Origin of the sequence: Pseudomonas kribbensis, assembly GCF_003352185.1 — a bacterium.
GTDB classification, from domain to species: Bacteria; Pseudomonadota; Gammaproteobacteria; order Pseudomonadales; family Pseudomonadaceae; genus Aquipseudomonas; species Aquipseudomonas kribbensis.
The window spans coordinates 2,982,993-2,998,424 of sequence record NZ_CP029608.1; the positions used below are offsets into that span (position 1 = coordinate 2,982,993).

16 protein-coding genes are annotated in these 15,432 nt (G+C 59.8%); 4 read left to right on the top strand and 12 right to left on the bottom strand.

The features are described from left to right. Positions 1-57: 57 nt before the first annotated feature. A complete protein-coding gene (locus tag DLD99_RS13605; protein ID WP_085708173.1) occupies positions 58-240 on the bottom strand; it encodes a DUF6026 family protein in 183 nt (60 codons plus the stop codon). Positions 241-512: 272 nt separating this feature from the next. On the opposite strand from DLD99_RS13605, the gene gnd reads away from it, so the two are divergent. From gnd to DLD99_RS13620, 3 genes are read left to right on the top strand one after another with little or no spacing between them, the layout of a single operon-like run. Then, positions 513-1,493, top strand: a complete 981-nt coding sequence (gene gnd, locus DLD99_RS13610; protein WP_085708172.1) for a phosphogluconate dehydrogenase (NAD(+)-dependent, decarboxylating) — start codon at positions 513-515, stop codon at positions 1,491-1,493. Further along, positions 1,490-3,013, top strand: coding sequence for a glucose-6-phosphate dehydrogenase (gene zwf, locus DLD99_RS13615; protein ID WP_085708171.1), 1,524 nt, complete (start codon positions 1,490-1,492; stop codon positions 3,011-3,013). Before gnd ends, zwf begins: the two co-directional genes overlap by 4 nt. Further along, a complete protein-coding gene (locus tag DLD99_RS13620; RefSeq protein WP_114882776.1) occupies positions 3,010-3,819 on the top strand; it encodes an HAD family hydrolase in 810 nt (269 codons plus the stop codon). The genes zwf and DLD99_RS13620 overlap by 4 nt, the downstream gene beginning before the upstream one ends. A gap of 44 nt (positions 3,820-3,863) precedes the next feature. Here the strand turns inward: DLD99_RS13620 and nhaB are convergent, their stop codons facing one another. The 3 genes from nhaB to DLD99_RS13635 all read right to left on the bottom strand — a co-directional run bounded on the left by nhaB (position 3,864) and on the right by DLD99_RS13635 (position 7,279). Next, positions 3,864-5,366, bottom strand: coding sequence for a sodium/proton antiporter NhaB (gene nhaB / locus DLD99_RS13625; protein ID WP_114882778.1), 1,503 nt, complete (start codon positions 5,364-5,366; stop codon positions 3,864-3,866). A gap of 74 nt (positions 5,367-5,440) precedes the next feature. Next, the gene (locus tag DLD99_RS13630; protein WP_114882780.1) at positions 5,441-6,730 is read right to left on the bottom strand and encodes an NHL repeat-containing protein; all 1,290 of its coding nucleotides are present in this window, start codon (positions 6,728-6,730) and stop codon (positions 5,441-5,443) included. Between the two features lie 282 nt (positions 6,731-7,012). After that, positions 7,013-7,279 (bottom strand): hypothetical protein, encoded by a 267-nt coding sequence (locus DLD99_RS13635; protein ID WP_085708167.1) that lies wholly within the window; start codon positions 7,277-7,279, stop codon positions 7,013-7,015. Positions 7,280-7,623: 344 nt separating this feature from the next. Between DLD99_RS13635 and DLD99_RS13640 the strand changes: the two genes are divergently transcribed. Next, entirely contained in the window at positions 7,624-8,949 is a 1,326-nt protein-coding gene (locus DLD99_RS13640; RefSeq protein WP_114882782.1) for a sigma-54 dependent transcriptional regulator, read from the top strand. A gap of 80 nt (positions 8,950-9,029) precedes the next feature. Here DLD99_RS13640 and DLD99_RS13645 read toward each other — a convergent pair whose 3' ends face one another. The 8 genes from DLD99_RS13645 to pnuC all read right to left on the bottom strand — a co-directional run bounded on the left by DLD99_RS13645 (position 9,030) and on the right by pnuC (position 15,402). After that, a complete protein-coding gene (locus DLD99_RS13645; RefSeq protein WP_114882784.1) occupies positions 9,030-10,340 on the bottom strand; it encodes a coiled-coil domain-containing protein in 1,311 nt (436 codons plus the stop codon). 45 nt (positions 10,341-10,385) lie between these two features. Beyond that, positions 10,386-11,132, bottom strand: coding sequence for a hypothetical protein (locus DLD99_RS13650; protein ID WP_167443796.1), 747 nt, complete (start codon positions 11,130-11,132; stop codon positions 10,386-10,388). 44 nt (positions 11,133-11,176) lie between these two features. After that, positions 11,177-11,857, bottom strand: a complete 681-nt coding sequence (locus DLD99_RS13655) for a C39 family peptidase (RefSeq protein ID WP_114882788.1) — start codon at positions 11,855-11,857, stop codon at positions 11,177-11,179. A 65-nt stretch (positions 11,858-11,922) separates the two neighbouring features. Further along, positions 11,923-12,885 (bottom strand): heme utilization protein, encoded by a 963-nt coding sequence (locus tag DLD99_RS13660; protein WP_114882790.1) that lies wholly within the window; start codon positions 12,883-12,885, stop codon positions 11,923-11,925. Positions 12,886-12,944: 59 nt separating this feature from the next. Continuing rightward, positions 12,945-13,523, bottom strand: a complete 579-nt coding sequence (locus DLD99_RS13665) for an adhesin (RefSeq protein WP_114882792.1) — start codon at positions 13,521-13,523, stop codon at positions 12,945-12,947. Then, positions 13,520-13,981, bottom strand: a complete 462-nt coding sequence (locus DLD99_RS13670) for a hypothetical protein (protein WP_114882794.1) — start codon at positions 13,979-13,981, stop codon at positions 13,520-13,522. Before DLD99_RS13670 ends, DLD99_RS13665 begins: the two co-directional genes overlap by 4 nt. A 336-nt stretch (positions 13,982-14,317) precedes the next feature. Further along, positions 14,318-14,842 carry an AAA family ATPase gene (locus DLD99_RS13675; RefSeq protein ID WP_114882796.1) on the bottom strand — a complete coding sequence of 175 codons (525 nt, stop codon included), beginning with the start codon at positions 14,840-14,842 and terminating at the stop codon, positions 14,318-14,320. Continuing rightward, positions 14,839-15,402 carry a nicotinamide riboside transporter PnuC gene (pnuC, locus tag DLD99_RS13680; RefSeq protein ID WP_114882798.1) on the bottom strand — a complete coding sequence of 188 codons (564 nt, stop codon included), beginning with the start codon at positions 15,400-15,402 and terminating at the stop codon, positions 14,839-14,841. Before pnuC ends, DLD99_RS13675 begins: the two co-directional genes overlap by 4 nt. Between the last annotated feature and the right edge of the window lie 30 nt (positions 15,403-15,432).

The following is a 15,432-nucleotide window of genomic DNA, read 5'->3' on the forward strand; positions in this document are numbered from 1 at the left end:
GCAGAGGGCGGATCATGTCGGGAACGGCTGGGCAGCGGTTCCCGATCAGGCGGGCGGTCAGGCGTGGGGTGAGCGCTGGACGCGTGGCAGAGGCTTTGGCTCGACGCCTTGGGTCATCAGACGCAGTTGCGCCAGCTCTTGTTTAAGCTGGTCGCGTTCGTCTTTCAATTGACGCAGTTCATCGCGGCGGATCGTGACGTACAGGGTTTGTGGCGGCATTGCTGTGTGTACTGTGCCCATTGCTCACCTCGCAAATGGCGTGTCTCAACTGCAGATCGCTCCCGATAGCGGGCGCTGATCTGCTATCGGCGCCGATTCTGGTTTCTTTTGCTCGTGAATGGAACTTTTTTATTTTTCATGGTCGTTGTGTCTTCGCCACGTTTCCCGACGTTATCAGTCTGGATCGGGCACAATGCCCGGAAACTTCACACCGACGCTCTGGACTAACCTCCATGAGAGCGTTGGGCTATAACCTTTGACACACTTTTATTTGTAGTAAGGAGCATCAGCACATGCAACTCGGGATTATTGGACTGGGCCGCATGGGCGGCAATATTGCACGGCGTCTGATGCTCAACGGTCACACCACCGTTGTTTACGACCGCAATACCGCCTTTGTCGACACCCTGGCCGCCGAGGGCTCTACCGGCGTTGCCGATCTGCCTGCGCTGGTTGCGGGCCTGGCCAAGCCGCGTGCCGTGTGGGTCATGCTGCCGGCCGGCGCGCCGACCGAAGACACCATCGAAACCCTGAGCACGCTCCTTGAGGCGGGCGATACCATCATCGATGGCGGCAACACCAACTATAAGGACGACATCCGCCGGGCCAAGACCCTGGCCGAGAAGGGCCTGCACTACATCGACGTCGGCACCTCCGGCGGCGTCTGGGGCCTTGAGCGCGGCTACTGCATGATGATCGGCGGCGATGCCGAGACCGTTAAGCGCCTGGACCCGCTGTTCGCCGCACTGGCCCCGGGCATGGGCGACATCCCGCGCACCAAGGACCGCAAATCCGATGATCACCGTGCCGAGCACGGCTACATCCATGCCGGTCCTGCCGGTGCCGGTCACTTCGTGAAGATGATTCACAACGGTATCGAGTACGGCATGATGGCGGCCTTCGCCGAAGGCTTCGACATCCTCAAGACCAAGTCCAGCGAGCTTCTGCCGGAAGATCAGCGTTTCGACCTGAATGTGGCCGACATCGCCGAAGTCTGGCGTCGTGGTAGCGTGGTGTCGTCGTGGCTGCTCGACCTGACCGCCGATGCCCTGGCGGTCGACCCGAAACTCGACGGATTCTCCGGTTCCGTAGCCGATAGCGGTGAAGGTCAATGGACCATCGAAGCGGCAATGGAACAAAAGGTGCCGGTACCGGTGCTGTCCAACTCGCTGTTCTCGCGCTACCGCTCCCGCGGACAGGGCACGTTCGGTGACAAGATCCTCTCGGCCCAGCGCTTCGGCTTCGGCGGCCACGTAGAGACTGCGAAGAAATGACCCATACGATCCGCAGAAAATCCAAGGCAGAACCCGCACCACCGACCACGCTGTTTTTGTTCGGTGCCCACGGCGACCTGGTCAAGCGCTTGCTGATGCCGGCGCTGTACAACCTCAGTCGCGACGGCTTGCTTGACGAAAATCTGCGGATCGTTGGCGTTGACCACAACGCCATCACGGATGAAGCCTTCGCCCAGAAGCTCGAAGACTTCATCCGTACCGAAGTGGCGGCGAAGGTCGGCAAGGGCGATCAGATGCTTGATCCGGCCTTGTGGGCCAAACTCGCCAAAGGTATCAGCTACGTCCAGGGCGACTTCCTGGACGACAGCACTTATTCCGCGCTGGCGGCGAAAATCGCCGACAGCGGCACCGGTAATGCGGTGTTCTACCTGGCCACCGCGCCGCGTTTCTTCAGCGAAGTGGTGCGTCGTCTCGGCGCCGCGAAACTGCTGGAAGAAACCCCGGAAGCCTTCAGAAGGGTGGTGATCGAAAAACCGTTCGGCTCCGACCTGCAAACCGCCGAGGCGTTGAACGCCTGCCTGCTCAAGGTCATGTCGGAAAAGCAGATCTACCGGATCGATCACTACCTGGGCAAGGAAACCGTGCAGAACATTCTGGTCAGCCGGTTTTCCAACAGCCTGTTCGAAGCGTTCTGGAACAACCACTACATCGACCACGTGCAGATCACCGCCGCCGAAACCGTCGGCGTCGAAACCCGTGGCAGTTTCTACGAACACACCGGCGCCCTGCGGGACATGGTGCCCAATCACCTGTTCCAGCTGCTGGCCATGGTGGCGATGGAGCCGCCGGCCGCGTTCGGCGCCGATGCGGTGCGGGGCGAGAAGGCCAAGGTGGTCGGCGCGATCCGTCCATGGACCACCGAAGAAGCGCGGGCCAACTCGGTGCGCGGCCAGTACAGTGCCGGCGAAATCGACGGCAAGCCACTGGCCGGTTATCGCGAAGAAGCCAACGTATCGCCCGACAGCACCACCGAAACCTACGTGGCGCTCAAGGTGATGATCGACAACTGGCGCTGGGTCGGCGTGCCGTTCTACCTGCGTACCGGCAAACGCATGAGCGTGCGCGACACCGAGATCGTCATCTGCTTCAAACCGGCGCCGTATGCGCAGTTCCGCGACACCGAGGTCGACGAACTGCAGCCGACCTACCTGCGTATCCAGATCCAGCCCAACGAGGGCATGTGGTTCGACCTGCTGGCCAAGCGACCGGGGCCGGCGCTGAACATGGCCAACATCGAGCTTGGGTTTGCCTACAAGGATTTCTTCGAAATGCAGCCGTCCACCGGCTACGAAACCCTGATCTACGACTGCCTGACCGGTGACCAGACGCTGTTCCAGCGCGCCGACAACATCGAAAACGGCTGGCGTGCGGTGCAGCCGTTCCTCGATGCCTGGCAACAGGACGCGAGCGTGCAAAGTTACGCCGCCGGCGAAGACGGGCCTCAGGCCGCCGATGATCTGCTGACTCGCGATGGTCGCGTCTGGCATGGTCTCGGATGAGTGAGCCTATCCGTTTTCTGCTGAGCGACATGGACGGCACGCTGTTGCTGCCCGATCACAGCCTCAGTCAGCGCACCATAGATGCGGTTCGTGCGTTGCGCGAAGCGGGCGTGTTGTTCAGCCTCGCTACCGGGCGACCGCCAAAGGCCATGCTGCAGCAGATCGAAGCCCTGGGCGTCGATCTGCCGACGGCGGCATTCAACGGCGGCACGATCGTCAATCCGGACGGCAGCATTCTGGTCGCTCACTACCTGCCAGCCACTGCGGCACTCACGGCGCTGGCGTTGTTCGCCGATCAGCCGGATGTCGAGATCTGGGTGTTCAGCGGTGGTGACTGGCTGCTCAAGGATCCGCACGGGCCGATGGTCCCGCGCGAGCAGCATGGTCTCGGCTATCCGCCGGTGGCGGTCGAGAGCTTCGAGCCTTATCTGGAACGCATCGACAAGATCGTCGCGACCAGCCACAACACCGACCTGTTGATCGAGCTGGAGGCGCGTTTGCTGCCGAAGGTCGAGGGCATGGCGCAGGTCTCGCGTTCGCAGCCGGTGTATCTGGACGTGACGGCGCTGGAGGCCAACAAGGGCGCCGCATTGACGACTCTGGCCAAGCATCTCGGCGTGCCGCTGGCGCAGACCGCAGCGATTGGCGATGGTGGCAACGACCCGGCGATGTTCCATGTTGCCGGCCTGTCGATCGCCATGGGCCAGGCAGAAGACGCCGTGAAGCGTCAGGCAGACGTGGTGACCGGGACGAACACCGAGGACGGTGTGGCGCAGGCCATCGAGAAATACATCTTGCCGCGTTGATCGACGCATAAAAAACGGGAGCCCCAGGGCTCCCGTTGTTGTTTCTACAGCCAGTAACTCACGGCATACCAGCCGAGCAGCCCCATCACCACGGTGTAGGGCAACGCCATCCATACCATCCGCCCGTAGGACAACCGCACCAGCGGTGCAATCGCCGACGTCAGCAGAAACAGGAACGCGGCCTGACCATTGGGCGTCGCCACGCTCGGCAGGTTGGTGCCGGTGTTGATCGCGATGGCCAGGGTCTCGAAATGTTCGCGGCTCATGTGGCCGGACAGGAATGCCTGTTTCACTTCGGTGATGTAGATCGTCGCCACGAACACGTTGTCACTGATCGCCGACAACAGGCCGTTAGCGATGAACAGCATCCCCGGTTGCTGGTCGGCAGGCAGTGCCAGTACCCACTGGATCAACGGCGCGAACAGTTGCTGATCATGGATCACCGCCACCACGGCAAAAAACACCACCAGCAGCGCAGTGAACGGCATGGCGTCCTTGAACGCGCTGCCCAGGCGATGCTCGTCGGTAATGCCGGTAAACGCGGTGATCAGGACAATGACCATCAGACCGATCAGGCCCACTTCGGCGACATGGAACGCCAGGCCGGCAATCAGGATCAATGCGGCCGCGCCTTGCACCAACAGCGCGGCGCGCTGGCGAGGCGTGCGTTCGGCATCGTCTTCACGGGCGTAATCGGCCAGCACTGCGCGGACATTGTCCGGCAGCAAGGTGCCGTAGCCGAACCAGCGCAGTTTCTCCAGCAGCATGCAGGTCAACAGACCGGCCACCAGCACCGGCAGGGACACCGGCGCGACCTTGAGGAAGAATTCGGCGAAGTGCCAGCCCATCTCGTGGCCGATCAGCAGGTTCTGCGGCTCGCCAACCAGTGTGCAGACGCCGCCCAGCGCAGTCCCGACAGCGCCATGCATCAGCAGGCTGCGCAGGAAGGCGCGGAATTGTTCCAGATCCTCGTGATGCAGCTTCGGCAAGTGCTGATCGTCGTGGAACTCACTGTCCTGGCGCGGATCGTTGCCGGAGGCGACACGGTGATAGACCGAATAGAAGCCGACGGCCGCGCTGATGATCACGGCGGTGACGGTCAGCGCGTCGAGAAAGGCTGAAAGAAACGCCGATAAAAAGCAGAACATCAGCGCCAACAGCATCTTCGAGCGCACGCCGAGCAGCAGCCGCGAGAACAGGAACAGCAGCAGATCCTTCATGAAGTAGATGCCGGCGACCATGAACATCAACAGCAGGATCACTGGAAAGTTGTGCTGTAACTCTTCGTACAGCGCCTGGGGCGTAGTCATCTTCAACAGCAGTGCTTCGATCAGCAGCAAGCCGCCGGGCATCAGCGGATAGCATTTGAGCGCCATGGCCAGGGTGAAAATGAACTCGATCACCAGCAGCCAGCCGGCAGCGACAGGACCTGCCGACCACAGCACCACGGCGTTGAGAATCAGGAACCCGACGATGCACGCCTTGTACCAGCGGGGCGAATGCCCGAGAAAATTGTGCGCGAACGCCTGGGCCATCGAACCGGACATCGGTTGCTCCTTGCTTTAAGAAGCGCGCAAGGTGCCGTAAGCGTTGAGCAAGATCAAGTGTAGGAAGTTTCTGTTTATGGGTTCAGATAGCGCGCAACCACGGCGCGGTAGTTGCCATCCAGCGAATAACCGCCGACCAGAATCCCGCCTTCCGGTTGCACGGCCAGCGATGTAGCGGTATCGAGGCTGCGGCCCAGTCGCGTACGCAACCAACCGTGGCCGGCACCGAAGTTGTGGTCGAGGCGACCGTCGGCCAGATAGCGCGCAACGATGAAATCGGCCTCGACCCCGCCAATCGTCGCGCCTGCCGCGATAAGTCGACCGTCCGGCATGCGTTGTGCGGCGCTCCACTGGCAACCGCTGGGGCCGATGTCCAGCAGGGTGGGTTGACCGTTGTTGCTGTGCAGGTCGGCGCGACCGTTGCCATGGACAGACAGCGCCATGCAGCGGATCGGGTCGCGGCTGCTGCCAAAGCAATGCAGGTGATTCGCGGATTCGATGACCTGGTTGACCAGCGCGCTGTGTCCTTGAGCCTTGAAGGCGAGGAAACCGTCCAGTGCAAAGCGTTCGTCGAGCTGCCCGTCCGGCAGGTAGCGTGCGAGCAGGCCTTCCTGGGGGAAGTCGATGGCGCCGGCCACCACGATTCGTCCGTCCTCTTGCAGCAACAAGCTTCCCAGCCAGGTATTGAGCAGCAAGTGCCGGACCATGACAAACCCTCGGCCATTGAAGGTTGCGTCAAGATTACCGTCGGGTTTGACGCGGATCAGCATGCCGACATGGTCGGCCAATGAGCAGTGGTGGTTGGCAATCAACAGAATATGTCCATCATTCTGGACTACAAAATCACAGGCTTCTGCTCCCGGGACACCGGGTGGCAGCCACGTGTCGCGAGTGCCCATGGACAGATCGCCGGGCAAACGCACTATTTTCCGGCCGTTGTCGCCGAATTCCGGGGCCGGCCGACCCTCTGCATCGAACAGGGCGAGGGCGGGCAAGGTGCGATGTTCGGACTCGTAATGCAGGCCTGCCAGCAGGATTCGCCCGTCAGGCAAGACCTGGACCTTGCTGCCCGTGGCTTCGAAACCAGAGGCGAACTGGCCGATCACGCTGCCCTGAAAGCCAAAGCCAAGGTCCGCAGAACCGTCATCCAGCAGACGGGCCAGGCCGAATCGGCTGCCTTGAGGCGTGCCGACCTTGGCGGCGATCAGGATGCGACCTTGTGGGTCAAGTGCGACATGCTGGGTCAGGCTGGATGTGCTGCCGGAAAAATAAACCTGAGCCACGCCGTTATTGGCAAATCTCTTGTCGAGTTGTCCGGCGTTATTCGCGAGCGCCGGAAGCGCAATAGCGGACTGGATTGACATACCTGCTCCTCCTTGCAAGTTGACCAATAGCCGGGAACCGGGTCGGTAACTGCATGGCGAAACATTCAATCCCTGTAGTCGCACAAGTACAACTGACAGAACTAACAGGTGGAGCGTCGCTGTGTGCCAGAACAGTGACTTTTTGACCCAGTCGCAAGCCTGCCAAGCATTCAGGCGCGAAAGTGTGGAGGAAAGTTGTACAAAGTGGCTGAAGTTAAAAAGGATTCAGCAACTTGAAAGAAGAGGGCGGATGACTTGAAAGTCATCCGCATTGCCCTCCGATCAGTGTGGCATCGACCAGGACTGCAGTGCATAACCTTCATCGCTCAGTTCAGCGCGAGCCTGTTGCAACAGGCATTCGAGCTGGGCCGGATCGGAATAGGCGCTGCTTGGGATGCGCGTGCGACCGATCTGCGAGTTGGTGCGGTCGATAACGGTCAGGCTCAGTTCGCCATTACCGTCTTGTGGGGCCCAGGCCACGCACTGAAAAGGTTTGAACGCGTGGTTGGCAATCAAAAGAGCTTCGTTGATACGGAGCGGGGCGGTCATGGGATCTTCTCTCTGTAGTGCCCAATCAAGTGATGTGCCGTCGGTTGGGCTTACCGTGCGGCGAGTTACTTGTACTGATGCACGCAACCCGCTGGCAGGTCACACAGGATTTGAAGAAATTTCGACTTTCTTTCATACAATCTCTGTTACGGCGTTTTTTGAAAGCTGGGTGAAAGATTCGAGTCGATAGCTAACTAATAAAACAGGTTCTTATAACTGCTTCACTTGTACGCCTATAAGCAATCGATACAAGGCGCCGTCAAATTCTTGCTAATGTTACAGCCAGGTCTGCCAAATGACTGTTTTTACAATCATTTCCTATAATTTGGCGCCAAGGAACAGTCATGAGCGAAGCGCCTGCGTTAAGACGTTTATTGGTCGTCGACCCTTGTGACGACTGTCACCGATTGTTGCCCGGCTTGCGCGCGGTCGGCTGGGATGTCGACAGCTGTAGCCTGGAAAACGCCGCCGACCGCAGTTGCGATGTCGGCCTGCTGCGTTTGCAGCCCTTTCACCTGGAACGTCCCGAAGCCGTTAAAGAGTTGATCAGCCGCAGCGGCACTGAGTGGATCGCCGTGCTGAATCAGGAAGTGCTGCGTCTGCAGAACGTCGGGGACTTCGTTTGTGAATGGTTTTTCGACTTTCATACCTTGCCGTTCGACGTGTCGCGGGTCCAGGTCACCCTCGGGCGGGCGTTCGGCATGGCGCGCCTGCGCGGCCAGGGCAATGTCCATGTGGACCAGCCGGAGCACGAGCTGCTCGGCGACAGCAAACCGATCCGCGAACTGCGCAAACTTCTGAGCAAACTGGCTCCCACCGAGTCGCCGGTACTGATTCGCGGGGAGAGTGGTACCGGTAAAGAACTGGTCGCCCGCACCCTGCATCGACAATCACAGCGCCACAGCAAACCGTTCGTGGCCATCAACTGCGGGGCGATTCCCGAACACTTGATCCAGTCCGAACTGTTTGGCCATGAAAAAGGCGCATTCACCGGCGCCCATCAACGCAAGGTCGGACGCATCGAGGCGGCCAATGGCGGCACATTGTTTCTCGATGAAATCGGCGATCTGCCGCTGGAGCTGCAAGCCAATCTGCTGCGCTTTCTCCAGGAAAAACACATTGAGCGAGTCGGCGGCAGCCAGCCGATCCCGGTAGATGTCCGGGTGCTGGCAGCCACCCACGTCGATCTTGAAGCGGCGATCGAGAAGAAGCGTTTTCGTGAGGATTTGTATTACCGGCTCAATGTGCTGCAAGTCGTGACCGCGCCCTTGCGTGAGCGGCATGGCGATCTGTCGATGCTGGCCAACCACTTTTCCCATTTCTACAGCCACGAAACCGGCCGCCGGCCGCGCAGTTTCAGTGAAGACGCGCTGATCGCCATGGGCAAGCACGACTGGCCGGGCAATGTTCGTGAACTGGCCAACCGTGTACGCCGGGGGCTGGTGCTGGCTGAAGGGCGGCAGATCGAGGCTCGCGACCTGGGGCTGATCAGTCAGCAGTCGCTGGCCACTCCGATGGGCACCCTCGAAGACTACAAGACCCGGGCCGAACGCCAGGCGTTGTGCGATGTGCTCAACCGGCACAGCGACAACCTCAGCGTGGCCGCCAAAGTGCTGGGGGTTTCACGGCCGACGTTCTACCGCTTGCTGCACAAACACCAGATCCGCTAGGGCGCGGTGCTTCTTCGGGGAAGGAGCTGAAAAGGCCCGCTGCGAGTGCATCGCAGCGGGCCTTTTTATGATGTTGCGGGTTAGAAGTAGTACGGGAATTTCAGGCTGAACGTAAAGTCTGGTGCGTCCGGCGTCATGCCAAGGGAAAGCTGCGGAACGATCGTCAGGTTGGGGCTGGCCGCAATGGTCATGCCGATGTTGAAGTAGCCGGCGTTCGCGTCGCTGGAAACGACCGATTGCCAGTCCTGGCCATCAGGCTTGAGGCTGCTGCGGCGCTGGATCAGGTCCGACATCGAGAACGACATACTCATTTTCTCGTTCAGGGCGAAAGCTACACCCATGCCGACCTGGAAGCTGTCGCCGATCCGGACCTTGCCCGGGGTTTTCTGATTGACTGTGGAGCTGATGTCGCTGAAGGACTCCTCGAGGTTGTGCGTATAGGAAAGCGAACCGAACAGTACCGCCGGGTCGAAGGTCTTGACCAGGGAAATGCCTGGCGTGATTGCCCAGACGCCGTTACCGGTCGGCAGGCTTTCAGGCACAAACAGGTTGTTGTTGTCCGCCGACTGAATCAGCTTGATACCGAACGGGTCCTTGCCGGTTGGCGCCTTCACGCGAAGGGTAAACACGGCATCCGGCAAACTGTCGGATTCGTCGAGGAACTTGTAGGCCACCCCGGCATTGATATCGCCAATGGTCGGATCCTGGGTGACGGAACCTTCGGTGGTGATTTGTGAGCCGCCGTTGTTGCCGCCACCGGACTGGTAGGTCGAGTCCCGGTAGACCACAGGGACGTTCAGGTCGAACTGCCAGCGGTTGTTGTAGTTGTAGCGACCGGTGAGGTCGAGGGTATAGGTGTCGGCCTTGATCCGGTCCAGGTTGATGTTGCCCAGGAAAATGGAGTCAAGTGCGAGGAACCCGTTGAGCACAAGCTGCCGGGTATCGTAGTGCGAGTAGGTGAGCCCGGTTTCGAAGCTGAACTTGCCCCCGCCAAAGAACCCGCTGGCCTCGTCATAGAGGTTGGTCACGCTCTGCGCCGGTTGTGAATCATCAGCCAGCGATTGGCCATAGGATGCGCCGCTACCCCCGGCAGCGCCCCCCGACGCAGCCGCTGCGCCTGTGCCGGTTGCGACCTGCTGGCCACCCTTGCGCAGGTCGGCAGGTGATTTGACCAGGCGTTTAGGCTGTGGCGCGGCAGGTTGATCTTCAACCTGGCGAACCCGCTGCTCCAGCACCGCCAACGCCTTTTGTTGAGTCTCGTATCGTTGTTTAAGCTCCAACAACTCCTGTTTAAGTGTTTCAACATCAGGATCCGTCGCCGCCTGCAACCCTACGGCCGGAAAAAGTGTACTCAAACATACGACTGCGCGCAGTGATGCCGATCGATACATGGAAAAGCCGTCCCTTTAAGGCTAATGATCGAAACTCAGCGTAGATCAATATCCGGAACTGCGTAGTCCTTTGAGTTGATTAAGATTCTGTGCGGCGCCCGCGCCAGGATTGATGTTGCTGTTAAGAACGACATTGAGCAGGGTCTGGTTGGTCACGGCATTGCTGTTGCCCAGCAAAGTGGTGTTTTGCAACAAACCTCGCTGAGCCACCTGCTGCAGGGCCGAGCCCTGATTATTGCTGGCCTGAATGGCCATCTGTACGCCGCCACTGATCGCGGAAACGGCGACACTGCCGGCGCCGTTGCTGGCGCTGATGGACTGGCCACTCGTCAATACTTGACCTTGAGACGGGGTAAACGCCGGTGCGGAGCTGGCTTGTGTCACGTTTATACCGACGTCGTTGTTTGCCTGGTTGCTGTCGCCTGCAACGCGAACGCTCTGTGTCACACCTTGCGTAGTGTTCAGCCCGGCGCCACCGATGACGTTGCCTGTCCCCTGGGACGCCACTGCGCCATTGCCGGTTTGCTGGATGGTGGATACGTAGAATTGGGGGGTAACGGTGGAAGACTGGATCTGCATGGAGCTCGAGGCTCCAATCAGGTCGCCGCTGGCATTGCGCCAGGTGCTGTTCATCACGATGCCGAAGCTGATGATCCGCCCGGGCATGACGAAGCGACCGCGCAGTTCGCTGAGCTGCTGATCGCTGATTTCGATAGGTTTGAAGCCTTCATTGGCGAAGCTTGATGCGCTTGCCGCCAGACAAGCGGCGGCCAGCCAGTATGAGGTTTTCATCATCTGCTCCCGGAGCATCCTGCCCCTTTTATCGTTATTGGACGCTAAAAGAAGTCGCTCTGAATGAAACCGAACTCCATCAATTCGGCATCTCTGACCGGGTAGAACTGATCAAGCTTGTTTTTCGCTGTCAGCGGAGTCGGTGGGTCGCGCAGGGCGTTGGCCCTGTCGTAACCGGGGCCGACGATGGCAAATACGATGCCGTTCCAGCCGGCGCTGAAGTCAGCGCGGGAGTAACGCTTGTGGCCAAGTACAGGGTCGCCGACGTAGACCCAGTCCTTGTCAGCACGCTGCATCACGACAAAATGTTTGTAGCCGCGAACGTCCATCAGGACCACGACCGGGATCGTGACAGCATCGAGTTTTTCAGGTGGAATCTTGTAGCCCCTGGCGCGCATGCCGATGCTTTCGATGTAGCGTTTCATGTCGAGCATGGAGAAACCTTGCGTGCGTACAAGGTCCTGGTCAGCGTTGACCAGCATGCCTTTGATGATGTGGTCTTCATCGACATCGAGCCAATAAGCCTGGCGCAACACGGTTGCCAGAGCAGCCGCGCCGCAACTGAAATCGGTTTTCTGTTCAACAAGGTCGGCGAACTTACGCTCACGAATACTCTGTACCTGTTTGTAGACAAGCATACCGCCGGGAAGGGCGGCGACGGGCATCTGCGCAGCCTGAGTGGCACCACACAGGCACAGCAGGAAGGTGAGGGCGGTCATACGCATGATCGGTACGCCTTGTCCGTGGTGTGGAAAAGCCCCGTTGCCGGGGCTTTTGTGAGCGGTCGCGATTAATGGCCGGCCGACGAGATGGAGATTGCGTTGACTTGCTGGTTGCCTACACCGGCGGCGCTGTTGAAGCCCATGTTGCCCGAAGAGCCGTTGCCAACGTTGCTGAGGTAGGAAGTGTTGGTTACAGGGTTTTTCCAGCCGTTTTGATACATGACTTGCTGGGTGGTAGTACCTGCCAGTTCCACGGCGCCTACAGCCACGAATTTGGAGGTGCTGTCTTTGTCGCCTTTGCCACCCCGATCGCCATAACCACCGTGACCGCCGTGGTCGTCGCCCTCGGTTTTGGCCACACCGGCTGCCACGAAGACACCGCCAGCATTGAAGGTCCCGTTGAGGGTTTCTTTGCCATAGGTAGCCGTGCCCTGGTTTTCAACCACAAGATTGCTCGAAGTCTGGCTGGCTGCCGAGGCGGCCTGAGCTACGCGACCACCGGAGGAAGCAATGGCCAGGTCGTTTTTCTGTTGGTTGAAGTTGCCGGCGGCCGAGTTGCCGGTGATGTTACCCGAGCTGCCGTTGCCGGAGTTGGCGATGGCCGAGGTGTTGGTCACCGACATGTTGTTTACATAGTTGTTGTTGTTGTACTGCGTTGCGCTTGCTGCGGCAGTCGAGGTGCCGAAGATGAAGCTTTCGTCGGAGGACGCAATGGCAGCCAGGTTGGCCTGTTCGTTGCCGTCGCCGGCGGCCGAGTTGCCATTCATGTTGCCGCTCGAACTGTTCATCGAGTTGGTGATCGACGAGCTGTTTTGAGTGCCCTGGTTATTCACTACGTTGGTGGTGCTGCTTTGAGTGTCCACCGATACGGCGCTTGCGCCTGCACCGATCTGCAGCAGTTCTTCCAGAGTCGGGCCTTTTGGTTGATGTCCATGGTCATGGTCATCGCCGCGACCGCCTGCTTGTGCTGCCATTGCCATCACTGCTGCCAGAGCGAAAACCAGTGGTTTGAGGGCCATTGTAGATTTCATTTTATTTCCCCTTGCTCGTGTGTTGGTAAGTGTTGGAACTTTCTTGCACTGCAATTGGGTCAGTTAGCGACCCGGATGCTCAGGGTGTTTGCAATCTGGTTTCCCACCCCGGCACTCTGGTTCACCTGAATCACTCCCCGGCTGCCGGTGAAGGCCTGGTCGCCAGTGACGACCTGGCGGCTGCCTTTTGGAGTGTCAGTTGCTCCTGAGCTCATGGACGGCGTCACGTTCTGTTGGGAAAGGACGCTATCGTCGATACTTTGCGGCCCGGTGCTGGTGCTGATATGCACCACGTTGGCCATCTGGTTGCCGGCACCGGCCGACTGGTTCACGCCCAGTACACCGTTGCCGTTGCTGAAAGAGTTGCCGCTGATGGTGGCGGTCGCATTCATCCGCGGATCTGCCGGGGTGTTGATGCGCTGGGTGACGGTGGTCGTCGCCGATGCGCTGTGACCAACGGCTATCGAGCGGAGGTTGGCTTGCTGGGACTGGTCGCCGGCTGCCTGGTTGACACCCACGTTTCCGCTGTACTGGGCGCCGGTGCTGTCGATGCTGGCGCTGTTGACCACGGGCACATTCGAGTCAGCCATGGCGCTGGCGCTGGCCAGTAGAGCAATGAAGATCAGAGAAAACTTCATTTCATGGTCCCCCCGATGGCACCGAGCGGCGCAAGCCCTGTACTCAAGGCGCGGTTGATCGTGCCGGAGATCGCTGCGCCTGAACCGGCGCCGTTACCGCTGCCGCCAGCTGCACCCGGCAGGCCGTTGCTCATCCCGTTGAGGTTGTTGAGGTTCGTAGCACCCATACCATTGGTGACCATGTTGCCGATCGACGAGCCGCTGGCGATGCCGGCGAATTCGTTATCGCTGAGTTCGGCATGGCTGGTGGCGGCGACGACAGCCGCGGACGGATTGGCGTTGACGGTGGTAGGGTAGGGATCCTTGCCGCCGTTACGACCCAGTGGTACGGGTTGAACATTGCGGTTCAGAACGATCACGCCATTGCCATCGGCATGGGCGGCAACGCTGATCAGAGAACTGGTAGCGGCAGAACCGATCAGCAGGAGGCAGGTCAAGCCTTTATTGAAGTTCCCCACGGCTGCAATTCCTTCTTCAGTGGGCTGGCTCTTGTCAGCGTTGTGAAGGAGATAGCGAATGCTGTGCCGGTTTTTAATTGTTTTTTTAATTCAATGGCTTGGGTGTTGGGCGAGCGATCTTGATACAGAAAGTGTCTCAGCGCTGAAACAGCCGGACACAACGAAGCCCGCGTGAATGCGATGTAATGCTCTGGAATGAGGGTTTGCGGCCAGGTGTTTCATTGACGTAACAAGTCACGGGGCAAACCCGGCAAGTGCGCAAAGACAGGCACTATGGGCCGAGGTGAGTGTTTCAGGAATGGACACATTTCCCCCGAATCGGGGGAAATGCACGGGTCAACCTGCCAAAAGAACGCGCACGGCATCGAAAGCCCGGAGCTGTCGCTCGGCCCAGTCGCCCTGGATGATTTGCAAGGGTTGTCGATGCTCTTCCAGCCAGGTTTTGGTGGCGTCGTAGAAGGCCAGGCGTTCGCGGAGCGCTGGCTGACAACGCTGGCCATCGTCGGTCCAGTCGATCTGCTCCGGGGAGAGCAGCAGGTGCAGGTCGTAATGACGCGCCAGCAGTTCCGGTTCCAGCCAGTCGGGACAATCCCCGAACAACGTCTGGCTCCAGAGAATATTGCTCAACAAATGAGTGTCGAGAATCAGCAACGACGGCTGCTGCGCTCGCGCCTCGTCTTCCCACTGCAATTGGCCGCGAGCAATCTCGGGAATGTCTGCGAGGCGGGTGTCCCGAGGATTCTGCTCGATGAACCAGCGCACGTACTCGTCCACCCGCAAGCCGCCGAACTGTTGCTGCAGCCCGGCCGCCAGCCAGCTCTTGCCGGTGGATTCCGGCCCGGTCAGAACAACGACTTTCATGCGCGCAACGCCGGATCGGCGCGCCATTCCCGCCAGCCCTGCACCGCGATCAGGGTGAACAGGGCGTACAACGCAGCGGTGAGGTAAAGGCCCTTGTAAAGGAACAGGCCGACGAAGATCACATCCAGCACGAACCACAGCGCCCAGCATTGCAGGCGTTTATGCGCCATCCAGAATTGTGCGACCAGGCTGAACGCGGTCAGCGCCGCGTCGAGCCAGGGCTGCGCGGCATCGGTCCAGTGCGCCATGGCGGCACCCAGCAGCAGGCTGCCGACGGCGCCGATGGCCAACCCTTGCAGAATCGAACGGGAGTCGAGCCGGCTGACCTCGCGCCCGTCATGCATCGTCCCGGCCCGGGTCCATTGCCACCAGCCGTAGACTTGCAGCGCGGCGTAAACCACCTGCAGCAACATGTCCGAATACAGCTTCACCTCGAAGAAGATCCAGCTGTAGAGCAGCACCATGACCAGCCCGATCGGCCAGCACCAGGGGTTCTGTTTGACCGTCAGCCAGACGGCGATCACACCGAGGGCGGCGGCAAACAGTTCGAGCCCGGACATGCAAGATCCTTGGAGGGAGTAAAAGAGGGA

Excerpts from the sequence above, each read along its gene's own strand:
- DLD99_RS13605 (WP_085708173.1), bottom strand. The coding sequence starts at position 240 with ATGGGCACAGTACACACAGCAATGCCGCCACAAACCCTGTACGTCACG.
- gnd (WP_085708172.1), top strand. The coding sequence starts at position 513 with ATGCAACTCGGGATTATTGGACTGGGCCGCATGGGCGGCAATATTGCA.
- zwf (WP_085708171.1), top strand. The coding sequence starts at position 1,490 with ATGACCCATACGATCCGCAGAAAATCCAAGGCAGAACCCGCACCACCG.
- DLD99_RS13620 (WP_114882776.1), top strand. The coding sequence starts at position 3,010 with ATGAGTGAGCCTATCCGTTTTCTGCTGAGCGACATGGACGGCACGCTG.
- nhaB (WP_114882778.1), bottom strand. The coding sequence starts at position 5,366 with ATGTCCGGTTCGATGGCCCAGGCGTTCGCGCACAATTTTCTCGGGCAT.
- DLD99_RS13630 (WP_114882780.1), bottom strand. The coding sequence starts at position 6,730 with ATGTCAATCCAGTCCGCTATTGCGCTTCCGGCGCTCGCGAATAACGCC.
- DLD99_RS13635 (WP_085708167.1), bottom strand. The coding sequence starts at position 7,279 with ATGACCGCCCCGCTCCGTATCAACGAAGCTCTTTTGATTGCCAACCAC.
- DLD99_RS13640 (WP_114882782.1), top strand. The coding sequence starts at position 7,624 with ATGAGCGAAGCGCCTGCGTTAAGACGTTTATTGGTCGTCGACCCTTGT.
- DLD99_RS13645 (WP_114882784.1), bottom strand. The coding sequence starts at position 10,340 with ATGTATCGATCGGCATCACTGCGCGCAGTCGTATGTTTGAGTACACTT.
- DLD99_RS13650 (WP_167443796.1), bottom strand. The coding sequence starts at position 11,132 with ATGAAAACCTCATACTGGCTGGCCGCCGCTTGTCTGGCGGCAAGCGCA.
- DLD99_RS13655 (WP_114882788.1), bottom strand. The coding sequence starts at position 11,857 with ATGCGTATGACCGCCCTCACCTTCCTGCTGTGCCTGTGTGGTGCCACT.
- DLD99_RS13660 (WP_114882790.1), bottom strand. The coding sequence starts at position 12,885 with ATGAAATCTACAATGGCCCTCAAACCACTGGTTTTCGCTCTGGCAGCA.
- DLD99_RS13665 (WP_114882792.1), bottom strand. The coding sequence starts at position 13,523 with ATGAAGTTTTCTCTGATCTTCATTGCTCTACTGGCCAGCGCCAGCGCC.
- DLD99_RS13675 (WP_114882796.1), bottom strand. The coding sequence starts at position 14,842 with ATGAAAGTCGTTGTTCTGACCGGGCCGGAATCCACCGGCAAGAGCTGG.
- pnuC (WP_114882798.1), bottom strand. The coding sequence starts at position 15,402 with ATGTCCGGGCTCGAACTGTTTGCCGCCGCCCTCGGTGTGATCGCCGTC.